20 protein-coding genes are annotated in these 22319 nt (G+C 72.7%); 13 read left to right on the forward strand and 7 right to left on the reverse strand.

All coding sequences use genetic code 11. From position 1 onward, the window contains the following. The first annotated feature begins 213 nt into the window (after positions 1-213). Together Voc01_RS44225 and Voc01_RS44230 are read left to right on the forward strand one after the other, a co-directional pair. A complete protein-coding gene (locus Voc01_RS44225) occupies positions 214-1794 on the forward strand; it encodes an ROK family protein (RefSeq protein ID WP_203933752.1) in 1581 nt (526 codons plus the stop codon). After that, positions 1791-4448: an alpha-mannosidase gene (locus Voc01_RS44230; RefSeq protein ID WP_203933753.1), complete on the forward strand. Its 2658-nt coding sequence runs from the start codon at positions 1791-1793 to the stop codon at positions 4446-4448. Before Voc01_RS44225 ends, Voc01_RS44230 begins: the two co-directional genes overlap by 4 nt. Before the next feature lie 25 nt (positions 4449-4473). Here Voc01_RS44230 and Voc01_RS44235 read toward each other — a convergent pair whose 3' ends face one another. Continuing rightward, on the reverse strand, positions 4474-5940 hold the full coding sequence (locus Voc01_RS44235; protein ID WP_203933754.1) for a PQQ-binding-like beta-propeller repeat protein: 1467 nt from the start codon (positions 5938-5940) through the stop codon (positions 4474-4476). Between the two features lie 379 nt (positions 5941-6319). Here Voc01_RS44235 and Voc01_RS44240 point away from each other — a divergent pair, with 379 nt between their 5' ends. The 5 genes from Voc01_RS44240 (at position 6320) to Voc01_RS44260 (ending at position 11473) form a co-directional block, all read left to right on the forward strand. After that, positions 6320-7690: an ABC transporter substrate-binding protein gene (locus tag Voc01_RS44240; protein WP_203933755.1), complete on the forward strand. Its 1371-nt coding sequence runs from the start codon at positions 6320-6322 to the stop codon at positions 7688-7690. Between the two features lie 73 nt (positions 7691-7763). Beyond that, complete coding sequence (locus tag Voc01_RS44245; protein WP_203933756.1) at positions 7764-8702, forward strand: carbohydrate ABC transporter permease; 939 nt, start codon at positions 7764-7766, stop codon at positions 8700-8702. After that, complete coding sequence (locus tag Voc01_RS44250) at positions 8699-9649, forward strand: carbohydrate ABC transporter permease (protein ID WP_203933757.1); 951 nt, start codon at positions 8699-8701, stop codon at positions 9647-9649. Before Voc01_RS44245 ends, Voc01_RS44250 begins: the two co-directional genes overlap by 4 nt. Next, positions 9649-10170, forward strand: coding sequence for a DUF1990 domain-containing protein (locus Voc01_RS44255; RefSeq protein WP_239160926.1), 522 nt, complete (start codon positions 9649-9651; stop codon positions 10168-10170). The genes Voc01_RS44250 and Voc01_RS44255 overlap by 1 nt, the downstream gene beginning before the upstream one ends. A 73-nt stretch (positions 10171-10243) precedes the next feature. Then, positions 10244-11473 (forward strand): MFS transporter, encoded by a 1230-nt coding sequence (locus Voc01_RS44260; protein ID WP_203933758.1) that lies wholly within the window; start codon positions 10244-10246, stop codon positions 11471-11473. Here the strand turns inward: Voc01_RS44260 and Voc01_RS44265 are convergent. Together Voc01_RS44265 and Voc01_RS44270 are read right to left on the reverse strand one after the other, a co-directional pair. Then, entirely contained in the window at positions 11442-11897 is a 456-nt protein-coding gene (locus Voc01_RS44265; RefSeq protein WP_203933759.1) for an SRPBCC family protein, read from the reverse strand. The genes Voc01_RS44260 and Voc01_RS44265 overlap by 32 nt on opposite strands. Before the next feature lie 70 nt (positions 11898-11967). Then, positions 11968-12939: an SDR family oxidoreductase gene (locus tag Voc01_RS44270; protein WP_203933760.1), complete on the reverse strand. Its 972-nt coding sequence runs from the start codon at positions 12937-12939 to the stop codon at positions 11968-11970. Between the two features lie 85 nt (positions 12940-13024). Here Voc01_RS44270 and Voc01_RS44275 point away from each other — a divergent pair, with 85 nt between their 5' ends. After that, positions 13025-14455: a protein adenylyltransferase SelO gene (locus Voc01_RS44275; protein ID WP_239160927.1), complete on the forward strand. Its 1431-nt coding sequence runs from the start codon at positions 13025-13027 to the stop codon at positions 14453-14455. Between the two features lie 21 nt (positions 14456-14476). On the opposite strand, the gene Voc01_RS44280 is transcribed toward Voc01_RS44275, so the two are convergent. Then, positions 14477-14986, reverse strand: coding sequence for an AMIN-like domain-containing (lipo)protein (locus Voc01_RS44280; protein ID WP_203933762.1), 510 nt, complete (start codon positions 14984-14986; stop codon positions 14477-14479). 128 nt (positions 14987-15114) lie between these two features. Here Voc01_RS44280 and Voc01_RS44285 point away from each other — a divergent pair, with 128 nt between their 5' ends. From Voc01_RS44285 to Voc01_RS44295, 3 genes are all read left to right on the forward strand, one after another. Beyond that, positions 15115-16116: a serine/threonine-protein kinase gene (locus Voc01_RS44285; RefSeq protein ID WP_203933763.1), complete on the forward strand. Its 1002-nt coding sequence runs from the start codon at positions 15115-15117 to the stop codon at positions 16114-16116. A 116-nt stretch (positions 16117-16232) separates the two neighbouring features. Then, positions 16233-17108, forward strand: a complete 876-nt coding sequence (locus tag Voc01_RS44290) for a septum formation family protein (protein ID WP_203933764.1) — start codon at positions 16233-16235, stop codon at positions 17106-17108. A 5-nt stretch (positions 17109-17113) separates the two neighbouring features. Beyond that, the gene (locus Voc01_RS44295) at positions 17114-17989 is read left to right on the forward strand and encodes a septum formation family protein (protein WP_203933765.1); all 876 of its coding nucleotides are present in this window, start codon (positions 17114-17116) and stop codon (positions 17987-17989) included. Between the two features lie 27 nt (positions 17990-18016). Here Voc01_RS44295 and Voc01_RS44300 read toward each other — a convergent pair whose 3' ends face one another. From Voc01_RS44300 to Voc01_RS44310, 3 genes are read right to left on the reverse strand one after another with little or no spacing between them, the layout of a single operon-like run. Beyond that, positions 18017-18349: a PadR family transcriptional regulator gene (locus tag Voc01_RS44300; protein WP_203933778.1), complete on the reverse strand. Its 333-nt coding sequence runs from the start codon at positions 18347-18349 to the stop codon at positions 18017-18019. Between the two features lie 55 nt (positions 18350-18404). Then, entirely contained in the window at positions 18405-19430 is a 1026-nt protein-coding gene (locus tag Voc01_RS44305; RefSeq protein ID WP_203933766.1) for an alpha/beta hydrolase, read from the reverse strand. A gap of 21 nt (positions 19431-19451) precedes the next feature. Next, positions 19452-19964, reverse strand: coding sequence for an RNA polymerase sigma factor (locus Voc01_RS44310; RefSeq protein WP_203933767.1), 513 nt, complete (start codon positions 19962-19964; stop codon positions 19452-19454). A gap of 111 nt (positions 19965-20075) precedes the next feature. Between Voc01_RS44310 and Voc01_RS44315 the strand changes: the two genes are divergently transcribed. Together Voc01_RS44315 and Voc01_RS44320 are read left to right on the forward strand one after the other, a co-directional pair. Beyond that, positions 20076-21149, forward strand: coding sequence for an alpha-hydroxy acid oxidase (locus tag Voc01_RS44315; RefSeq protein ID WP_203933768.1), 1074 nt, complete (start codon positions 20076-20078; stop codon positions 21147-21149). Beyond that, complete coding sequence (locus Voc01_RS44320) at positions 21146-22222, forward strand: hypothetical protein (RefSeq protein ID WP_203933769.1); 1077 nt, start codon at positions 21146-21148, stop codon at positions 22220-22222. Before Voc01_RS44315 ends, Voc01_RS44320 begins: the two co-directional genes overlap by 4 nt. The last annotated feature ends 97 nt before the right edge of the window (positions 22223-22319 follow it).

Raw genomic sequence — 22319 nt, forward strand, 5'->3', positions numbered from 1 at the left:
CCACCCACGCCCTGCCCACCCACGCCCTGCCCACCCACGCCCTGCCCACCCACGCCCTGCCCACCCACGCCCTGCCCGCCCGGGCCCACCACCCCGCGTCTCCGGTGCGGGCACTGGTGGCGACGCCGCTGAGCTTGACGCGGATCGGACGCGTTTTCTAGGCTTCGACCTGGAATCGTTCCCACACGGGGCCGACCGACCGGAGGGGCACGAATGACCTCACGCACGGCCCGCTACCCGGGTCCTGTGCTCGGCCTCGACATCGGTGGCACGAAGCTCGCGGTCGGCGTCGTCAGCCCGGACGGCTCCGTGCGCGGGCTCATCGTCGAGCCGACCAGCCGTGGCGACTGGCGGGTGGCGGTCCGGCAGCTGTTCGACATGGGCCGCCGCGCGATCGCCGGAGCCGGGCTCGGCGCGGTCCGGGCCGTCGGCATCGGTTGCGGTGGACCGCTCGACGCGCCGGCCGGGCTGCTCCAGTGCCCGCCGCACCTGCCCGGCTGGATCGACGTGCCGATCGGCCCGCTGGCCGCCGAGGAGTTCGGGGTGCCGGCCGTCCTGGAGAACGACGCCACCGCCGCCGCGCTCGCCGAGCACCGGTTCGGCGCCGGCCGGGGCATCCGCACGATGCTGTACCTCACCGTCTCCACCGGAATCGGCGGCGGCGCGGTGGTCGACGGGAAGCTCATGCGCGGCGCCGCGGGCAACGGCGGCGAGTTCGGGCACCTGACGGTCCGCCGTGGTGGGCGCCGGTGCAGCTGCGGCCGCCGCGGCTGCATCGAGGCCTACGCGTCCGGCACCTCGATCGCCGACCGCGCCCGCGAGGCAATGGAGGCGGAGCCACGCGCGTCCTCGTCCCTCCGTGGTCTGCAGAGCCTGACCGCCGCGGACGTCTCCGCGGCCGCGGCCGCCGGTGACCCGATCGCCGGCGCCGTGTGGAACGAGACCGTCGACCTCCTCGGGACGGCCGTGACCGACCTGGTCAACGTGTTCGAGCCCGACCTGGTGGTCCTCGGCGGCGGCGTGACCCGCGCCGGCGACCTGCTGCTCGACCCCGTACGCGACCAGGTGGCCCGCGAGGCGATGGGACCGGCCGGCCGTGCCGCCCGCGTCGCGCTGGCCGGGCTCGGCGACCTGGTCGGCGTCGTCGGCGCCGCGACGGTCGCCTACGACCTGCTCGAAGACACACCACGCACCACCCTGGAGAACCCGAACATGCCTGACTGGCTCGAGACCCACCTGGACGAGCACGTCGCCGTCGCCGAGGCGATGACGGCCCTGGCGGAGGACATCCGGTCGGTCGGCCACCTGATCTCCGACACCTACGCCTCCGGCGGCACCGTGTACACGTTCGGCAACGGGGGCAGCGCCGCCGACGCCCAGCACTTCACCGGCGAGCTGATCGGGCACTACAAACGCGACCGGCGCCCGCTGCCCGCGGTGACGCTGAGCACCGACACCAGCGTGCTCACCTGCGTCGCGAACGACTACTCCTACGAGGACGTGTTCGCGCGGCAGGTCGAGGCGCTCGCCCGGCCCGGCGACGTGGTCGTCGCGTTCACCACCTCCGGCCGCTCCCCGAACGTCGTCGCGGGGCTGGCCGCCGCGCAGTCCCGGGGCGCGACGACGCTCCTGTTCGCCGGCGGCGACGGCGGACCGGCCCGCGTGCACGCCGACCGGGCGCTGCTGGTCCCCTCGAAGAGCACCCCCCGGATCCAGGAGATGCATACGCTGATGCTTCACGTGATCAGCGAGCAGGTGGACGCCTGGGCAGCGAACGAGGAACCGACAGCATGAAGGCTCCGCTCAGCAACGCCCCGTCGGGAGACCAGCCGAAGGACCGGCCGGAGACGGGCCGGCCGGCCGCGACCCCCGACCGCACGCTGCACATGATCGGCAACGCCCACCTCGACCCGGTGTGGCTGTGGCCGTGGCAGGAGGGCTACCAGGAGGCCCGCGCGACGTTCTGGTCGGCGATCCACCGCATGGACGAGTACCCCGACTTCGTCTTCACCTGCAACCAGATCGTGCTGCTGACCTGGGTCGAGGAGTCCGACCCCGAGCTGTTCGAGCGCATCCGCCAGCGGGTGGCCGAGGGCCGGTGGGTGTTCGTCGGCGGCTGGTGGGTCGAGCCCGACTGCAACCTGCCCTCGGGCGAGTCGTTCGTGCGGCAGGGCCTGTACGCCCAGCGGTACCTGAAGGAGAAGTTCGGCGTCACCGCCACCGTCGGCATGAACGTGGACCCGTTCGGCCACCACGGGATGCTGCCGCAGATCCTGCGCGGGCAGGGCATGCACGCGTACTGCTTCATGCGTCCCGGTCCGCACGAGAGCGCGTTGCCGCACACCGCGTTCTGGTGGGAGTCCCCCGACGGCTCGCGGGTGCTCGCGTACCGGATCCCGCACGAGTACTGCAGCCCGCCCGGCGACGTCTCCGGCCAGACCGACAAGGCGCTCGGCGCCGCCGACCGCACCCTCGGCGACATGATGGTCTACTTCGGCGTCGGCAACCACGGCGGCGGACCCACGCGCGCCAACATCGAGTCGATCCACCGCTACGACCGCATGGGCTCGTTCGGCCGCATGGTGATCTCCTCACCCAACCGCTACTTCGACGAGCTGGCGAAGAAGCTCGGCGAGGAGGGCCTCGACCGGCTCCCGGTCTGGCGCGACGACCTGCAGATGCACGCGCCCGGCTGCTACTCGGCGCACTCCGGGGTCAAGCTCTGGCAGCGCCGGGCGCAGGCGGCGGTGCTGTCCGCCGAGCGCTGGGCCGCCGTCGGCACCGCGCTCTTCGGGCAGCCACGGGCAACAGACGAGCTGGGACGCGCGTGGCAGCAGATCCTGTTCAACCAGTTCCACGACGTGCTGCCCGGGTCGGCGATCGAGTCGGCCTACGACGACGCGCGCGACCAGCTCGGTGAGGCGGTCGCGGTCGCCAAGCGGATCATCACGCGCACCCACAACGTGATCGCCCGGCACGTGGACGTCCCGCTGGAGGCGGGCACCCAGCCGGTGCTGGTGTTCAACCCGCACCCGTGGCCGGTCACCGCGCAGGTCGAGCTGCAGTACGGCACCCAGCCCACCGGCGTGCACGTGGTCGACGCCGCCGGCGCGGTCACCCCGTCGCAGCGCACCCAGTCGGTGGCGACCACCGACGACCGCGGTCGCGGCGCCACCGTGTTCGAGGCCGCGCTGCCGGCGCTCGGCTACCGCCTCTACCGGCTGCGGTCCGGGCCCGCTCCGGTGGAGAGCGCGCTGCGCGCCTCGGAGACCGTGCTGGAGAACGACATCCTCCGCGTGGAGGTCGACCCGGCGACCGGCTGGCTGTCGTCGTTGCTCGACAAGCGCACCGGCGTCGACCTCGTCGCCGGCGCCCGCGGCGAGCACACGCAGATCTGCGCGGACCCCACCGACACGTGGGGGCACCGGGTCGTCTCCTACCGGTGGCCGGGCGCGCCGATGCGGGTCACCCGGATCGTGCTGCGCGAGAGCGGGCCACTGCGGGCGCGGCTGCGGGTCGAGCGCGAGTGGGGCCGGTCGACGCTGGTCGAGGAGCTCATCCTCGGCCACACCGCCGACCACGTCGAGGTCCGCGTGACGCTCGACTGGCGCGAGAAGGCGCACCTGCTCAAGCTGTGCTTCCCGGTGGCCGTCGAGAACCCGGTGGCGACCTACGAGATCCCGTTCGGCGCCATCGAGCAGCCGGTGGACGGCGGCGAGAACCCGGCCCAGTCGTGGGTCGACATCAGCGGCTCCGGGCGGGGCCTCGCGGTGGTGAACAACGCCAAGCACGGCTACGACGTCTCGGCCGGCACACCCGGCGGCGACTCGCCGAGCATCGGCATCACGGCGGTGCGCAGCCCGGTCTACTCCTGGCACGACCCCCGCCAGCTCGACCCCGACGGCTTCTACTCCTTCCAGGACCAGGGGGTCCAGCAGTTCCGCTACCTGCTGGTGCCGCACGCGGGCGACCGGCGCACCGCGAACCTGCACCGGCGGGCCGCCGAGCTGGGCGGGCCGGTGCGGGCGATGCTGGAGAGCTTCCACCCCGGTCCCCTGCCGGCGGAGCAGAGCTACCTGTCCGACGGCGGCGGCGCGGTGATGGTCACCGCGGTGAAGACCCACGAGGACGGCGCGGACCTGATCGTGCGCGCGGTCGAGACCACCGGACGCCCGGGCCGGGCACGCATCGAGCTCCCCGTCGCCGGCCGCGTGATCGAGGCCGACTTCGGGCCGAGCCAGCTCCGCACGTTCCGCGTCTCGGAGGCGGGCGTGACCGAGGTCGACCTCATCGAGTGGGACCTGCCGGAGAACGGCCCGTTCGAGGTGTCGGACCTTCCCCGCGCCGCGAAGGGCCGCCGCGGCACCGAACCCGACCGCGACTCCTCCGACGCGACGCTGCCCTCGGAACGCATGGCACCCGGGCAGCTGCGTCGCACCGCGGAGTAGACCCGGGTCGTTCGCGGGACATGGCCTACGCGACCGCCACCAGGCGGGGGTCGGATCCGCCGGAGTCCAGGAGGAGCAGGGTCCCGGCGGGTGCCGGCGCGCTTTCGCGGCCGGTCCGGAGGTCGAGCTGCAGGACCGGTCCGGTCACCGCGCCGTCGCGGGCGGACAGCCGGGTCACCGCCGGACGGTCACGCGCTCCACTGTGGACGATGTCGACGTGGCCGTGCCCTGCCACGGCCGCGGCCCGCGCGGCGCGGCCCGGCACCCGGGGCTCCAGGCCGGTGTCGCGGGTCCACAGTGGACCGCCGGAGCGCAGGTCGACGCCGGAGAGCCGCACCGTGCCGGCCCCGGAACCGTCACGCCACACGACCACGCCGTCGGTGACGCCGACGAGGTCGTCGAGCCGCCGGTCGGAGCGCCAGCGGACGGTGCCGGAGTCGGGATCCACCGCCGCGACGCCGAGCCCGTAGGACGCCAGCAGCACGCCGTCCGGCCCCTCGTGGGCGACGACGCCGGGCACCGCGTCGGCCGTCCACAGTGGACGACCGGTGGCGTCGATCCGCCGCACCCGCGACCCGCAGACCAGCAGCCCGGACCCGACCACCCGGTCGGCCTCGTCGCATCCGTCCGGCAGGTGCCGCACCCGGTCGCCGACGAACGTGTCGCGGGCCCGCGTCGTCTCGGCGAGCACCCGGCCGCTCGCCGCGTCGATCAGCGTGCGGAGGTGGGTCACCGGGCCCGCGGCGGTCGTCGGGTGCACCTCCCACCGGACGACCACGCGGTCCCTCCAGGCGCCGACGCCGACGACCCGCCGGTCGTCGTACCCGGCCCACCACCGCCGTTGGCCGGTCGACGGGTCCAGGCCCTCGACGCCGGCGCCTGTCCACACCACCGGCACCGTCGCACCCTCGACGACCTCGCCCCGCAGGCGCACCGACCACCGCTGCGCGGGCGTCGCCGCGACGTCGACCGTGCGCAGTGGAGTTCCGTCGACGCGGGTGTCCGCGGCCCGCTCGCGCGCCCAGCGGTTCACCGCCACGTGCGTCGCCAGGAGGAGGGCCGCCGAGACGACCACGGCGATCAGCGCCTCGGGTGCCCGGCCGGGGCCGCGCGCGGTGTCGAGCCGCATGGCCAGGAACGCGAAGCCGAGGCCGGACAGGCCGAAACCGACCAGCGCCGCCGGCCACGCGGATCCGGTCGCCGCGCCCGGTGCCCCGTCGGGCATCCGCCAGATGGCCACCTCGACGCCGGTCAGGCAGCCGGCCATGGCCAGCAGCGACACCGGCCGGGGCCGCGACAGCCGGCCGCGCGTCGGCCCGGGGTGGGTGCCACCCTGCACCACGCGCACCGCGGCCACCAGCAGCGCCAGCCCGGCGACCACGAACCAGAACGGGGCCGCCGCCGGCGTTGGCCCGACGCTGACGGTCAGCCAGTACGCCGACCCGACCAGCAGCGCACCGCCCACGGCGAGCCCGGGCCGAGACCGCGCCACACCGCACCCGCCAGGATCACGGTCCGATGGTGGCACGCAATCGCCACCGTCGATCAGATCGGGACCGGTCGCGACGGCTCCGGTCGGCGCACCGGTGTAAGTGACGTCGGTGTGGGTAGAGCCGACCAGCAGATTTCGAGGATCGTGGACGCGTGAGCCTCCGGATGTGGCAACGTTGTCATACCCGATCCAACCCTTCTGCGCCCTGATTCACAAGCCCAATAACGCGCTGACCTGCGCTGATACCTAACAGCAATGCTCAGCACTTGTGCCCCGCGTGAACCACGGATACGGTTCGGCCTGGTACGGATTCCATGTCTGCTCTGGCCATGGACGGGATCACCGCCGACCCCCGTACGCCGCCGAAAGGGAACCCCTCATGAAGAAGAGGCGAGCGGCGTTAGTCGCCGCAGGCGTCACCTTTGCACTGCTCGTCAGCACCGGCTGCGGTGGAGACGACGAAGGCACCGGCGCCAACGCCGGAACCTTCGACGCGAACGTGTCGGGCACGTTGAAGGCCTGGGGCTTCAACAACGCCGACGACGTCGGCAAGGCACGGCTCGAGTACGCCGCCAAGCAGCTGAGCGGCGTCAAGATCGAGATCGACCAGACGAACTTCGACGCCCAGAAGTTCACCACGCGGCTGGCCAGCGACGACGTCCCCGACGTCGTGCAGATGGACCGCGAGTTCGTCGCCACCTACGCCGCGCAGGGCCTCATCCAGACCCTCGACAAGTGCTTCACGGCGAACAACGTGACCCCGAAGCAGCGCTGGTACGAGTCGGTCGTCGGCGACGTGACCTACAAGGACCAGGTCTGGGCCGTCCCGCAGTTCTACCAGCCGCCGGCGATCATCCTGAACAAGACCGTCATGGACGCGGCCGGCGTGACCGACGCCGACATCGACACGTCGAACCCCGACAAGCTCCTGTCGGCGATCCAGAAGATGTACAAGGCCAACGGCGACGTGCCGGCGACACTCGGCTTCGACCCGCAGGCCACCGGGCAGACCTACCTGTGGACCGTCGGCCTCGGCGGCAAGCTCATCGGCGACAACGGCCAGCCGACCCTCGACGACCCGTCGAACGTCTACGGCCTGGAACTGCTGAAGAAGATCACCGACGCTCAGGGCGGGTTCGCGAAGTACAAGAGCTTCACCGACACGTTCGACACGTTCGGCGAGAAGAACCAGTTCGTGCAGAACCAGGTCGGCGCGCAGGTGGCCGCCCAGTGGTACCCGAACGTGCTCTCGCCCTACGCCACCAAGCTGAAGCTCGCCGCGGTGCCGTTCAAGGACAAGAGCGGCAAGCCGATCACCGCCGCTTACGGCACCTCGTTCGTCGTGCCCACCAAGGCGAAGAACCCGAGTGCCGGCTGCAAGTGGGCGCTGGCGCTCACCGACGACGGCTCGTGGAACGCGGCCGCCGAGGCCCGGAACACGACGCTGCAGGGCAAGCCCGGGTCGATCAACACCGGCCTGTTCACCGGCTCGCCCGGCCCCGACAAGGCCATCCGCGACAAGTTCGTCAAGCCGAGCGGCAACGCCGGGTTCGACCAGGTGATCTCGACGTACTACGAGATCGCCGGAGCCGGGAAGAGCGTCGGCGCGACGCCCGCCGGTCAGCAGATGAAGCAGGAGCTCACGAACGCGTTCACCGCGGCGCTGCTGGGCAGCAAGTCCCCCAAGGACGCGCTGGCCGACGCCCAGAAGAACGCGATGAACGCCTACAAGAACGTCACCGGCGGCTGACACACCGCATGTCGATCGGCGGGTCCCCACCGAGGGTGGGGGCTCGCCCTTCCTCCCCCATGGAGGTCCGCCGATGGCGCAGGACACCGTCACCACCGAGGGCCTGAAGCCCACCAAGTACAACCGGCGGGAGGCGATCGCCGGTTACCTCTTCATCTCGCCGTGGATCGTCGGCTTCCTGATCTTCACCGCCGGCACGATGATCTACAGCCTGGTCATCTCGTTCAGCGACTACAACCTCGCCACCAACATCATCCGACCGGCGGGCGTCGACAACTACAAGGAGCTGTTCGAGAACGAGCGGGTCACCACGTCGCTGAAGAACACGCTGTTCTACGCGGTGCTGGCCGTTCCGCTCGAGATCGTCTTCGCGTTGTTCCTGGCGATGCTGCTCGACCGCGCCACCCGCGGCGCCGGGTTCTTCCGCACCGTCTACTACCTGCCCAAGATGACGCCCGCGGTCGCCACCGCCTCGGTCTTCCTGCTGCTGCTCAACGGCAACACCGGCGCGATCAACCAGGGCCTGCGCTTCCTCGGCATCGACGGCCCGCAGTGGCTCGTCGACCCGGCCTGGGTCAAGCCGTCGATCGTCCTCATGGCCCTGTGGGGCGTCAGCGGCACGATGGTCATCTTCCTGGCCGCGCTGAAGAACGTCCCCAAGGACCTGTACGAGGTGGCCGAGCTCGACGGCGCCGGGCCGGTGCGGCGGTTCCTCAACATCACCCTGCCGATGATCTCGGGTGCGTTGTTCTTCAACGTCATCATCCTGACGATCGCCGCGTTCCAGGTGTTCGACCAGGCGTACCTGCTGTTCTGGCGCGACCAGAACAACACCGCGCCGCAGGAGTCGCTGTTCTACGCGGTGTACCTGTTCCAGCAGGCGTTCCAGCAGTTCAACTTCGGGTTCGCCGCGGCGATGGCCTGGCTGCTGTTCGTCATCCTGATGATCCTCACCGTCATCCAGGTGAAGGTCGGGAACCGGTTCGTGTACTACGAGGGGGAGCGGAAATGACGGCGATCGGCTCCAGCTCCGGTTCCGCGCCACCCGTCGCGCCGGCCCTGGCCGACGCCACCGGCGCCGCACCCACCGAGCACGCGCGTCGGCCGCGGCGGCCGCGCAGGTGGTCGGCCGGCCAGATCGCGCTGCGGGTCCTGCTGGTCGGTTTCGCGGTGCTGTTCCTGTACCCGCTGGTGTGGCTCATCGCGGCGAGCCTCAAGCCGAAGAGCCAGGTCTTCGACAACAGCCTCTGGCCCGACACGTTCCAGTGGGAGAACTACTCCCGGGTGTGGGACGAGCTCCCGCTGGTCTCCTGGATGTTCAACAGCGTCGCGATCGCGCTGCTGGCCGCGACCGCCGTGTCGATCTCCAGCTCGATCGTGGCGTTCGGGTTCGCGTACTTCCGCTTTCCCGGTCGCAACATCCTGTTCGGGCTGGTGCTCGGCACGATGATGCTGCCGGCGTCGGTGACGATGATCCCGACGTACCTGATCTGGAAGGAGACCGGGTTCCTCGGCACGTGGGTGCCGCTGTTCGGCGCCAACCTGTTCGGCTCGGCGTTCTACATCTTCCTGCAGCGGCAGTTCTACCTCGGCCTGCCGCGGGAGCTGTTCGAGGCGGCCCGCATGGACGGCGCGAGCTACTGGGGCCTGTTCTGGAAGATCGCGATGCCGCTGTCGATCCCGTCGTTCATCATCGTGTTCCTGTTCGAGTTCCAGGCCGCCTGGAACAACTTCCAGGGCGCGCTGATCTACCTGAACGGCGAGTCGATCGACAGCTTCACCGCCCCGCTGGGCATCGCGTTCGCGATGACGAAGTACAGCCCCACCGCGGGTGGGCAGGGCGACTACCAGTACGTCATGGTGGCCTCGTTGATCGTCACCCTGCCGATGCTGCTGCTGTTCAGCCTCGGCCAGCGGTACTTCATCGAGGGCGTGGCGACGCAGGGCAGGAAGGGCTGATGTTCATGGGAGCGCCGGGACCCACCTACGACGGTCCCGGCGCGACCCGTGACACCGCGCTGCCGGCCGGCTACGACCACCTCGACGTCGAGCGGCGGATCGGCCACGGCCGCGCCGCGTTCGAGCGCGCCGTCGAGGGCCTGTTCACGTGGCGGATGCACCAGCGGGCCGGCCTGCGGCTCGTCCGGGTGTCGGCGGCACGGGCGGCGCCGGGCGTGGTGGTGGTCGTGCGGCTCGGCCCGGTCCGGATCCCCTGCCGGGTGGTCTACACGGTCGACGAGCCCGACCACCGCGGCTTCGGGTACGGCTCGCTGCCCGGCCACCCGTTCAGCGGCGAGGAGCTGTTCGCCGTGCGGCTGACCGGCGACGGCGAGGTGCGGGCCCGGGTGCGGGCGTTCTCCCGGCCGGTCACGCTGCTGCCGCGCCTCGGCGGGCCGGTGACCCCGGTGGTCCAGCGGTTGGCGGCCCGCCGGTACCTCGGGGCGCTGCGCGGGCTTGCCCGCGACGGCGAGGGCGGGTAACGTACCCCTCCCCTAGCGACGCTTCTCCGGCTGGCGGGGTGGGGTTACAGACCCACCGGCCAGGGAGAGTCTCTTGCTCCGTCGCGATTTCCGGTTCCTGCTCGTCGGGCAGACCACAAGCCAGCTCGGTACCCAGGTCAGCGGCGTCGCCGTCCCGCTGCTCGCGGTACTCACGCTCCACGCGTCGCCGTTCCAGCTCGGGGTGCTCAATGCCGCCGGCACCCTGGCGTTCGCGCTCATCGGGCTCCAGGCCGGCGCCTGGCTGGACCGGATGCGCCGCCGGCCCGTCCTGATCGCCAGCGATGTCGTGCGGGCCCTGCTGCTGGCGACCGTCCCCGTTGCCGCCTGGCTGGGTTGGCTGACCATGACCCAGCTGCTCGTGGTGTCGCTGCTCGTCGGCGCCGCCCGGGTGTTCTTCGACATCGGCTACCAGAGCTACCTGCCCACGGTCACCGGCAACGAGCGGCTGCTGTCGGCCAACTCGGCGATGGAGGCGATGCGCGCCGGCGGGCAGGTCCTCGGTCCCGGCCTCGGCGGCTCGCTGGTCGCGCTCGCCGGTGCCGCCAACGTGCTGATGCTGCAGGCGGTGACGTTCGCGGTGTCGGCGGCGTCGCTGCTGGCCATCCGGACGCCGGAGCCCGCTCCCCCGCACCCGGCCGGCCGGGTGCCGCTGCGTACCCGGATCGGCGACGGTCTGCGCTTCGTCCTCGGCGACCGGGTCATCCGCGCGACCGCCGTCACCAGTGGGCTGGGCAACCTGTCGTTCGCGGTCGCGTCGGCGGTGAGCGTGGTGTTCATGGTGCGCGACCTGGGGCTGACGGCGGCCGGGGTCGGGCTGGTGGTCGCGGCCGGCTCGGTGACCGTCATGGCCGGTGCCGCGCTGACGCCCCGCCTCGCCCGGCTCGTCGGCGAGGCGCGGATCGTGTGGCTGTCGCTCGCGGTGACCGGTCCCGTGGGGCTGCTGGTGCCGCTGGCCCGCCCCGGGTGGGGCGTAGCGCTGCTCGTGGTCGGCATGGCGGCAGGGGAACTGGGTCAGATCGTGTACGCCATCACCAACGTGACGCTGCGGCAGCGCCGCTGTCCACCAGAGCTGCTGGGCCGCGTCGCCGCGACGATGCGGTTCCTGATCATGGGCGTGTTCCCGCTCGGCGCGCTGCTCGGCGGCGTCCTGGGCTCGCTCGTGGGTGTCCGCGCGACCCTGTGGGTGGCCGGCGCCCTGATCGTGGTGTCGGCGGTGCCGGTCGCGGTCGCGCTGCGCCGCGCCGACCGGCTCACCGGGGCGAGTTCGCCCGCTCCCGGTTGACGGCGATGTCGGCCAGGCGCCGCAGCGACTCCCGGTTGCGGTGGTGCAGGACCACGTCGTTGAGCTTGTTGCGCAGCCCCAGCAGCGGCCCCTCGGTGAACTGCTCGACCATCGTGACCCGGGTGGCCGCCGCGCCCACCGGTTCGAGGGTGAACCGCACCTCGCCGGCGCCCAGGGGCCACAGGCGCAGCTTCAGCAGCAGCATCCGGGCGGGCTCGCACTCCAGCACCGTCGTGCGGTCCTTCAACGACACCGGCCACGGGCCGGCCTTGTGGTGGATCTCCCGGCCGATGGCCGGGTACCCGTCGTCGACGTTGCGGATGTGGGCCGTGCCCACCACCCAGTCGCTGTAGGTCCAGCCGTCGGCCAGGACGGTGAACACGCGGTCCGGAGTGGTGTTGATCAGCCGGGTCGTTGTCGCCACGACCCCACCCTGCCCGCTCGGCGACGGGTTCTAACCCCTCACCGGCCCGCCGGAACAGGGGCTCGGACCCTCACGTGCGTCCCCTCAGCTTCTGCGCCGCGACCAGCGCGAGCGCCGCCGCGGCCGAGAGCCCGGCGGCGGTGCGCGCGAGCGTGCGAGCCCGGCCGTGGAAGCCGCCGTCGACCTCGGCCGGCCACCCGCCCGGCGCGAAGAGGTTGCCCGACGTGGGCGCGGCCGGGGTCGCGGTGAGCGCGGCGCGGCGTCCGTACCAGGCGAGGACCCGCTCGACCGGCGCCGGCGTCAACCGCATCTGGACCGCGAGAGCGTGCCCGAGCGGACCGGCGTACACCTGGCGCCGCGGCCGGTCGATCACCCGGACGATCGCGCGGGCCACGGTCCGCGGCGGATAGACCGGCGGCATCGGACGCACCTCCCGCCCCGACCGGTTGCCCGCGTTGCGGTAGAACGGCGTGTCGATCGAGGCCGGCAGCACGCCGCAGACCGACACCCCGTCCCGGGCCAGCTCCTGCCGCAGCGTGTCGGACAGCCCGCGCACCGCGTGCTTGGTGAGGTTGTAGGCGCCCATGAACGGCACCGTGACCTCGCTCAACACGGACGCCACGTTGACGATCACCCCGCCGCCGGCGGCGCGCAGCCCGGGCAGGGCCGCCCGCACGCCGTACAGGTAACCGAGCAGGTTCACGTCGATGACCCGGCGGACCTCGTCGAGGGGTGCGCCGGCCAGCCCGGCGTACAGCCCGACGCCGGCGTTGTTCACCCAGGCGTCGACGCGTCCGAACTCCTCCGTGGTTCTGTCCGCGAGCGCGGACACGGCGGCCGGGTCGGCGACGTCGGTCGGCACGACGAGGGTCCGCGCGTCACCGGCCCGCCGGACGACCTCGTGGAGGGCGTCCGCCCGCCGGGCGGCGAGGACGACGGTGGCGCCCCGTGCGGCCAGGGCGAGCGAGGTGGCCGCACCGATGCCCCCGGACGCGCCGGTGACGACGACCACGGACTCCGAGAGCGGACGGCGCAACGGCATCCCACCCCGCTACCCCCGATGCGCCGGTCCATGCCTCGGGCCCACCCGGGGTGCGGTGTCACGGGCGCGACGTAGCCTGGGTGAAGTGAGTACCGCGACCATCGCCCTCGACAACCGGTTCGCGCGTGAGCTCTCCGAGCTGGCCGTCCCCTGGAAGGCGGAGGAGTTCCCCGACCCGCGGCTGCTCGTCCTCGACGAGCGGCTCGCCGCCGACCTCGGGCTCGACGCCGCCTGGCTGCGCACCCCCGACGGCGTGCGGTTCCTCACCGGGAACGCCGTGCCGGAAGGGGCCACGCCCGTGGCGCAGGCGTACTCGGGGCACCAGTTCGGCGGGTTCTCGCCGCGCCTCGGCGACGGGCGGGCGCTGCTCCTCGGCGAGATCACAGACACGGCGGGCCGGATACGCGACCTGCACCTCAAGGGATCCGGGCGCACCCCGTTCGCCCGGGGCGGAGACGGACTGGCCGCGGTCGGCCCGATGCTGCGGGAGTACGTCATCAGCCGGGCCATGTCCGGCCTCGGCATCCCCACCACCCGCTCGCTCGCGGTGGTCGCCACCGGCGCCACGGTGTACCGGGAGACGCCGTTGCCCGGCGCGGTGCTCGCCCGGGTCGCCAGCAGCCACCTGCGGGTCGGCACGTTCCAGTTCGCCCAGCTGACCGGCGACGTCGACCTCCTCCGCAAGGTCGCCGACCACGCGATCGCCCGGCACCACCCCGACGCGGCCGGGGCCGCCAACCCGTACCGGGCGCTGTTCGAGGCGGTCGTCGCGGCGCAGGCGTCGCTGGTGGCGCGCTGGATGCTCGTCGGGTTCGTGCACGGCGTCATGAACACCGACAACATGACGATCTCCGGCGAGACGATCGACTACGGGCCGTGCGCGTTCATGGACGCGTTCGACCCGGCGGCGGTGTACAGCTCGATCGACCACGGTGGCCGGTACGCGTACGGCAACCAGCCGGTGGTGGCCGAGTGGAACCTGGCGCGGCTGGCCGAGGCGCTGCTGCCGCTCGTCGATCCCGACCAGGACCGGGCGGTCGAGCTCGCGGTGGAGTCGCTCGGCGGGTACCGCCGGCTGTACGGGGAGGCGTTCTCGGCCGGCATGCACGCCAAGCTCGGCCTGCCCGCCGGGTTCGACGACCCGGGGCTCGTCGACGACCTGCTGACGCTGCTGCGCGACAGCCGGGTCGACTTCACGTCGTTCTTCCGCGACCTGTCCGCAGCGGACGCGAGCGTCCACTTCGTCGACGTCGCGGCGTTCGGGGAGTGGCGGGAGCGGTGGCGGGCCGTCGGTCCCGACACCGCGGCGATGGACCGGGTCAACCCGGTGTACGTGCCGCGCAACCACCTGGTCGAGGAGGCGCTGGCCGCCGCGACCGACGATGACGACCTCGGGCCGCTGGAGCGGCTCGTGGAAGCTGTGTCGCGGCCGTTCGACGTCCGTCCCGGCCTCGACCGCTACGCCGCGCCGGCACCGCCGGACTTCGGCGCCTACCGCACCTTCTGCGGAACCTGAGAAGGTGCGGTAGGCAACGAACTAGTGCGCGATGTCCACGACCAGCCGGGGCGGGGAGGTCAGGGTCGACACCCGGAAGCCGTTGGCGACGGCCAGGCCGAGCCCGTACCGGGCCTCACCCTCGTTCTCCTCGACGTACTTCAGCTGCAGCAGCGCCGGCAGGTGCGGCGTCAGCGTGACCCGCACCGACGGGTCGACCCAGTTGCGCGTCCCGCGCACCTGCACCTCGAGGAACGTGCTGCCCTCGACCACGACCTGCTGGTCGTTGGTCTTCCAGAAGCCCGGCACGTATCCGGCGTAGTACCCGAACGTGTCGGTCCCCTCCATCGTGAACACCACCCGGTCGAAACCCGTGTTCGGCTCGACCGTGACGTCGGTGACCCTGACGTCCGCGCCGGCCGACGACCGGGACACCGGGTCGACCCCGAACCCGGGCGGCACGGTCGCCCGGGCGGCGCCACCGAGCAGCAGGGTCAGGACGGCGGTCACCGCCACGACGGACGTCAGTGACGTTACGAGCCTACGAAGCACGATGAAAACCTCCAAAGGGACTAAATGGATTCACGAACCATATCGATGATCGCAAACCCGAGCGGCGGGTGCCTGCCCCTCATTCCGGCGGCTGGCGCCGGGCTGTGGAATCCTGGGCGGGTGAGATCATGCGCGTTCTGAGCGGCCGCTACCGGCTCACCGAGCCGATCGGCTCGGGCGGCATGGCACCGGTCTGGCAGGCACACGACGACGTGCTCGACCGCACGGTCGCGGTGAAGCTGCTCACGGCCGAGCACGTCGCCGACCCCGAGGCGTTCGCGCGGGCCCGCAACGAGGCGCGCTGCGCCGCCCGCATCGCCCACCCGAACGTGGCCGCCGTGTACGACTTCGGCACCACCCGCCGCAGCCGGCAGGGCGCCGCCTACCTGGTGATGGAGCGGGTCCAGGGTCCACTGCTCAGCGACTACCTGCGGCAGGGGCCGCTGCACCCGACGTTCGCGGTGCGGGTCTGCGCGGAGGTCGCCGCCGGGCTCGCGGCCGCGCACAGCCAGGGCATCGTGCACCGCGACATCAAGCCCGCGAACGTCGTCCTCACCCCCACCGGCGCGAAGCTCCTCGACTTCGGGATCGCGGCGCGCGTCGGCGAGGTCGACCGGTCACCCGACGGCCTCGTGCTCGGCACGCCGGCCTACATCGCACCCGAGCGGTTGGACGGGCACCCGGTCGCACCGGAGGCCGACCTCTACGGGCTCGGGGTCCTGCTCTACCTGACGCTCACCGGGCTCATCCCGTGGAACGAGTCCACCGACGACGGCCTTCTGCGCGCCCACCTCGAGACGCCGCCGATCCCGCTGCCGGCGATCGACGCGCTGCCGTCGGAGGCCGCCGACACCTGTCACGCCTGCCTCGACAAGGACCCGGCCCAGCGGCCGACGGCGCTGGCGGCCGCGATGATCCTGGCCGCGAGCGTCGACGCGCAGGTGTACCTGCCGCCGCTGCCCGTCCTCGAACCGCCGCCACGGCCGCCACCCGTCGTCCCCGCGGTGGCCGAGCCCCGCGCGGCCGTCGATCCGGCCGCGGTCGGGCCGCTCGCGGCCGTCGATCCGCTGTCGGGACCGGTGGACCCGCTGCGCGCCGCGACGACGCCGCGCCGCCACCCCGGTCCCTGACCAGGGGGTCCACGGGAGGCCGACCGAACGGTGGAGCCTGATCGTGTCGGTACGGCCGGCACGAACGGGCGGGTAGGCCATCGCCGGAGCGGCCACGCTCCCCCACGATACGTAGCGTGAAGCGGGGGATCGCATCGATGTCGCTCGCCGTGCTCGTGCTGCTCGGGGGAACGGCATGCGGCGTGTCGGCGGGAGACGGCAACCTGTCCGACGACTGGGCCATGATGACCGACGCCGCGGTCCGCGTTCCCGAGGCCGGGAAGTGCTACACCGTGTCGAGCCGGGGACGTGACGCGTACACGCCGAGCTGGTTCCGCCCGGTCTCCTGCACCGAGCGGCACACCGCGGAGACCTTCCACGTCGGACAGTTGCCGGACACGGTGGGCGTCCAGCCGGGGATCGGCGAGCGCGACTACTGGGCGGCCCATGACGCGTGCGAGACGCAGTCGAAGACGTTCCTCGGCGGCGACTGGTACGCCGCGCGGCTCTACCTCACCGTGTTCGTGCCGACCACGCAGCAGTGGGAGGCCGGCGCCCGCTGGTACGCGTGCCAGCTCATGGAGACCGAGAGCGTCGTCGACTCGATCGCGGTGCCGCGCACCGCGTCGCTGCGCGGCGCGCTCACCGGCGCCGCGGCCGTCGGCTACGGGTGCACCACCGTCGTCGGCCTCACCGAGAAGAGCTGGAAGGACATGACGTCGGTCGACTGCGCCCAGCCGCACGACGCCGAGTTCGCCGGTGCGTTCAAGATCCCCGGCACCACGGCACCCACCGGCGACCAGCGGAAGACGACGCTCGAAGAATGCTGGAACGTGGTGGCCCGCTACCTCGGCGGCACCGTCGACGGGATGCGGATGGGCTACATCCCCTGGGGAATGGACCCCACCGACTGGAAGCGCGGTGACCGCTGGGTGCGGTGCTTCGCCTGGTCGAGCGAGAAGAAGACCCGCGGCAGCGCCAAGGGCCTGGGAGACAGGACCCCACCGAGTTGAACGCCGTGACCCGGGCGATCGCGTCGACGTCGCTCGCCGTGCTGGTGCTCTTCGGCGGGTCGGCGTGCGCCGGGACCCCCGGAGACGGCAACCTGTCCGACGACTGGGCCACGATGGCCGATCCCCGGGTGCGCGTGCCCGAGGTGGGCCGGTGCTACAACGGTGCGGACGTCGCACAGAACTCCTACCCGCCGAACTGGTACAGGCCGGTCCCGTGCGAAGGCACCCACACCGCGGAGACCTTCCACGTCGATGAGCTGCCGGCCGAGGTCAGCGAGCGGCCCGCGCTCGGCCACCGCCACTACTGGGCGGCGTTCGACACGTGCGAGACGCAGTCGAAGGCGTTCCTCGGTGGGGACTGGCACGCCGCCCGGCTGTACCTCAGTGTGTTCGTGCCGACGCCTCCGCAGTGGGACGTCGGCGCCCGCTGGTTCGCGTGCCAGGTCGTGGAGACGAAGACCGTCCTTCCCGGGCTGGTGGTCCAGCGCAGCGGGTCGCTGCGCAACGCGCTCACCGGACCGGCGGCGGTGGCCCACCGGTGCACCGACGTCATCGGCCTCACCGAGGACGACTGGGAGGACCTGACCCCGGTCGACTGCGCGCAGCCGCACGACGTCGAGTTCGCCGGCTCGTTCAAGGTCCCCGGCACCACCGCGCCCGCCGCCGACAAGCGCGAGGGGACGTTCGACCGGTGCTGGGACGTGGTGGCCGGCTATCTCGGCGGCACCGTCGACGGGATGCGGATGGGCTACATCCCGTGGGGCCTCGATCCCAAGGACTGGAGCAACGGCGACCGCTGGGTGCGGTGCTTCGCGTGGTCGAGCGAGAAGAAGACCCGCGGCAGCGTCAAGGGGCTGGGCGACCGTACGCCTCCCAGCTGACCGCCCCGGCGAGGCGGTCGGTGCCCATCAGGCCGGCTCGATCGCGGGTCGGGCCACCGTCGGACGGATCCGGGCCGCGGCGATCGCGGCGTTGGTGCGTAACCGCTCGACCTCCGCGGCGAGACCGGTGACGCCCCGCTCGGTGAGCCGGTAGTACCGGCGCAGCCGCCCGTCGACGGCCTCCTCCCGGTGCAGGGCGACGAGACCGTCGGCGGCGAGCCGGTCGAGCGCGGCGTACAGGGTGCCGGGCCGCAGCCTGATCCGGCCGTCGGAGAGGCTCTCGACAGCCTGGATCACCCCGTAGCCGTGGCGGGGCTCCTCCGCGAGCGCCGTGAGGATGAAGAACGTCGGCTCCTGCATCGCCATGCGCTCAATGTACCGGCCATCGGCATATACCGCCAGCCGGCAGTTCCGGTCAGCGCGCCAGGCGCTGCGCCAGCCAGCCCAGCGCCATCGGGTAGCGGTAGTCGATGGCGGCGTGGGTCGCGTCGAACAGCTCGAAATGGACCCGGTCGGCCGGCACGCCGACGCGGTCGAGCCCGGCGCGGAACGCCTCCGCGCCCAGGTCGAGGAAGTAGTCGTCCCGGGTGCCCGCGTCGATCCAGATCGCCCGCAGCGACCGCAGCGCGTCGGCGTACCGGTCGACCATGCGCACCGGGTCCCACGCCAGCCACCGGTCCCAGACCTCGGGCCGCAGCTCGCCGGTGCGCGGGTCGAACGGCAGCACCGGCACGCCGTCCCCGTCCGCCGAGAAGCAGGCCGCGACGCCGAGCACGCCCAGCAGAGTGCCGTCGGCCTCCTTCGTGAACGCGGTGCGCGACCGGAAGTCGCGCCACCACCGCGCGATGTCGTGGTCGTAGTCGCGCAGCAGCCGCGCCGCCGTGCCGAACTCGGGGACGTAGCACAGCTCGTACAGGCTGTCGCCGGCGTGCGTGGCCAGCGCGCCGAACAGGTCCGGACGCAGCATCGGCGTGATCATCGCGCCGAACCCGCCCGAGGACTTGCCCGTGACCGCCCGCGACGCGGCGGCCGGGATCGTGCGGTAGCGCGCGTCGACCCACGGCACCACCTCGTCGCACAGGTACGAGTGGTACCGCCCGGTGCCGGGCGAGTCGACGAACTGCGAGCCGCCGTACGCGGTCCACGCGTCGACGTAGACCACGACGCAGCCCGGCGCCCCGCCGGAGGCGAACAACGCGTCGGCGGTCTCCAGGTACGGCTGCCGGAACGGGGTGCGGTTCGCCCACATGGTGACGTGGCCGGTGTAGCCCTGGATCACGTAGACCGTCGGGTAGCGGTCGTCGCCGTCGTCGTAGCCGGGCGGCAGGTAGACCCAGACCGGCCGCTCGTGCGGGTCGCCGAGCGGGTTCCCGCGGAGGAGCTCGGAGACGATCGTGGTGCGGTCGAGTCGACCGGCGAGGTCGGTTCCCCAGGGCAGCATGCCGGCCAGTCAACCACGGGCTCACACGCCGGCGAGCTCCTCGGCGAGGCGGCGGTGCGCCCGGCGCAGCCGCGACTTCACCGTGCCGATCGGGATACCGAGCCGGTCGGACACCTCGCGGTGGCTCAGCTCGCGCAGGTGCGCCAGGTCGACCAGCTCGCGCTCGTTCTCCGGCAGCCGCTCGACGGCCGCGCGGACCGTGCGCACCCGCCACCGCCGGATGGCGTGCTCGTCGGCGCCGTCGTCGACCGGCTCCGGCGTCCTGCGGCCGACCCCCTCGCGGCGGGACCGGTACGCGTCGATCGCGGCCCGCCGGGTGATCGTGCGCAGCCACGGCTCCAGCGGTCGCTCCGGGTCGTAGCGCCCGGCCGCCCGCCAGGCGTTGAGGAATGCCGTCTGCACGGCGTCGGCGGCCAGGTCACGGTTGTTGAGGACACTGTGCGCGACACCGATCAGCGACGGCTGGAACTGTTCGTAGGCTTCCCGGACCGCGAGCGGGTCGCCACCGGCGAAGCGCTCCTCCAACGTACGCATGGGCATACGGTGCGCGGGCCGGCTGACATCCGTCTGTCGCGGGCCTGTCGCGCGCGCGGCCCGTCGCGTCAGGACCGGTGTGGGCCCGGTCCCGGAGAACCGGTCGGCCCCGTGTCGCGTAACGCCGGCATGACCCTGTCGACTCTCCCCCAGATCACGGCCGCCGCCCGGGCCGCCCTCGCACCCGAGGTCCGCGACTACCTCGAGGGCGGTGCCGGCGACGAATGGACGCTCGCCCGCAACACCGCCGCGTTCGACGAGTGGGCCTTCCGTCCCCGGGTGCTGCGCGGGCACGGCACCCCGCGGCTGGACACCACGTTCCTGGGAGTCGACCTGTCGATGCCCGTCATCGCCGGTCCCCTCGGCGCCGACCGCCTGTTCCACCCCGACGGGCAGACCGCGGTCGCCCGGGCCTGCGCCCGCGCCGGCATCGCCAGCATGGCGCCGGAGGCCGGCTCGTTCTCTCTGGAGACGCTGCGGGCCGAGGCGCCGACGGCCGTCCGGTTCGGCCAGCTGCACCCGACCGGGTCGACGGACACGTTCCGCCGCCTGCTCGACCGCTTCGTCGCCGCCGGGTTCGACGCGGTCGTGGTGACCTGCGACTGCCCCGTCGGCGGGTGGCGGGAGCGCAACCTGCGCAACGGCTTCACGCCCCCACAGTCCACTGTGGGCGGTAACTACCCGGGCGACGCGGCGACGTTCGCCTCGCTCTTCGGCACGCACCGCCCCGGCTGGGACTGGGACACCGTGGGCACGCTCCTGAGCGACGCCGGGCTGCCGTGGCTCGCCAAGGGCATCCTCACCGTCGACGACGCCCGTGCCGCGCTCGACGCCGGAGCCGGCGCGATCGGCGTCTCCAACCACGGCGGCCGCCAACTCGACGGCGTGCCGGCCGCGCTCGACGCCCTCCCCGCCATCGCCGCCGCGGTCGGCGACCGGACGCGGATCTCCTTCGACGGCGGGATCCGGCGCGGCTCTGACGTCGTGAAGGCGCTCGCGCTCGGCGCCGACGTGGTGCTGCTCGGCCGGCTCGCGTTCCACGGCCTGGTCGTGGCCGGCGAGATCGGCGTGGGAGCCGTGCTCGACCTCCTCCGCGACGAGATCGTCACGATCATGACCCTGCTCGGACGCGACAGCGTGCGCGACCTCGACGCGGACACGGTTACCTACAATGCGTCCCGATGACGGTCGTCGGGCTCCTGCTGCTCGGTTTCCTCTGGATCTTCCTGGACGGGGTGCTGCGCGACCGCCGCCCGCCCGTGGACGGGGCGGTGCTGGCGCTGCTGGTCGCGGTCCTCCAGCTGACGCTGTCCGACCGGGCCCGGCCACTGTTCGCGCTGGTGGCCGCGGTCGCGGCGGGCGCCGTGGTCACCCATTTCCTGGTGCGGCGCCGCCGGCCGAGGTTCCACACCTGGCGCCGTCTCGGGCCCTGGGCCACGCTGCTGTGGGGCCTCCCCGAACTGGTCTCGCCCGCCGCCGGGCTGCGGGCGCTGTGGCGCCGGACGGCGCCGCTGCGGCAGAACCCCGTCACCTACCTGGCCTTCCGCCGGCTGGGCTACCGGCGGCCCGCGGTCACGGCGGAGCTCTCCCGGTGGTTCACCCCCACCCAGGTGGGCGTGCTCGCCTGGGACGTCGAGGCGCTGACGTACGCCACGGCGGCCATGTCGCGCGTCCGGGTTCCGCCCGCCTGGGACGCCGAGGCGTTCATCCGCGTCGTGCGCGCCGCCGGTCACGACGTTACCCCGCACCTCGGCAACTGGGCGGAGCTGCACCGCCTGGGCGTCGACGACCCGGCCGGGCTCCTGGCGTACGTCGGGGCCCCCGACGCCGACCTGCGCTTCGCGCTGCGCTACGCGGTGGGCCGCCCACCGGTCCCGTACGGGGTGGTGCTGACGCTGAGCCGGCTGGGTGTGACGAAGCTGTGGGCGCCGGTGGCCCGGCTCCAGGAGGAGATGCGGGTCCACGGCGCCCGGTACCCCACCGGCTGGACCGGGCTCCTGACCTGGCTCGAACACGCCGGTACCGACCTGCTGGCCACGTTCCGCGAGGGGCGACAGTACTCCACCTGGGACGCCGAGCCGCACTTCCGCGCCTGGCGGGCGTGGACCCCCGTCGCCGAGCGTGCCCCGCACCTGGAAGCGGCCCTGTGGGCGGCGGCCGGATTCACCGTCGACGAGGCCCTGTCCATGCTCGAGGCGGGCGACGAGCCTGACGTGGAGATCCTCCTGGGGCTTGCCGCCCTCCGCCGCACCGCCTGACCCCTGTGGACAGCGCACCCACTGTCCACCGGAGCCCACCCGTGCCTTCCCCCGCCGGACCGCGGGCCGGATCCTCGTCCGGTGGTCGAATCCGTCG

Source organism: Virgisporangium ochraceum, from assembly GCF_016863655.1.
In the GTDB taxonomy this organism is placed as follows: Bacteria; Actinomycetota; Actinomycetes; order Mycobacteriales; family Micromonosporaceae; genus Virgisporangium; species Virgisporangium ochraceum.

Excerpts from the sequence above, each read along its gene's own strand:
- Voc01_RS44225 (WP_203933752.1), top strand. The coding sequence starts at position 214 with ATGACCTCACGCACGGCCCGCTACCCGGGTCCTGTGCTCGGCCTCGAC.
- Voc01_RS44230 (WP_203933753.1), top strand. The coding sequence starts at position 1,791 with ATGAAGGCTCCGCTCAGCAACGCCCCGTCGGGAGACCAGCCGAAGGAC.
- Voc01_RS44240 (WP_203933755.1), top strand. The coding sequence starts at position 6,320 with ATGAAGAAGAGGCGAGCGGCGTTAGTCGCCGCAGGCGTCACCTTTGCA.
- Voc01_RS44245 (WP_203933756.1), top strand. The coding sequence starts at position 7,764 with ATGGCGCAGGACACCGTCACCACCGAGGGCCTGAAGCCCACCAAGTAC.
- Voc01_RS44250 (WP_203933757.1), top strand. The coding sequence starts at position 8,699 with ATGACGGCGATCGGCTCCAGCTCCGGTTCCGCGCCACCCGTCGCGCCG.
- Voc01_RS44255 (WP_239160926.1), top strand. The coding sequence starts at position 9,649 with ATGTTCATGGGAGCGCCGGGACCCACCTACGACGGTCCCGGCGCGACC.
- Voc01_RS44270 (WP_203933760.1), bottom strand. The coding sequence starts at position 12,939 with ATGCCGTTGCGCCGTCCGCTCTCGGAGTCCGTGGTCGTCGTCACCGGC.
- Voc01_RS44285 (WP_203933763.1), top strand. The coding sequence starts at position 15,115 with ATGCGCGTTCTGAGCGGCCGCTACCGGCTCACCGAGCCGATCGGCTCG.
- Voc01_RS44300 (WP_203933778.1), bottom strand. The coding sequence starts at position 18,349 with ATGCAGGAGCCGACGTTCTTCATCCTCACGGCGCTCGCGGAGGAGCCC.
- Voc01_RS44305 (WP_203933766.1), bottom strand. The coding sequence starts at position 19,430 with ATGCTGCCCTGGGGAACCGACCTCGCCGGTCGACTCGACCGCACCACG.
- Voc01_RS44310 (WP_203933767.1), bottom strand. The coding sequence starts at position 19,964 with ATGCGTACGTTGGAGGAGCGCTTCGCCGGTGGCGACCCGCTCGCGGTC.
- Voc01_RS44320 (WP_203933769.1), top strand. The coding sequence starts at position 21,146 with ATGACGGTCGTCGGGCTCCTGCTGCTCGGTTTCCTCTGGATCTTCCTG.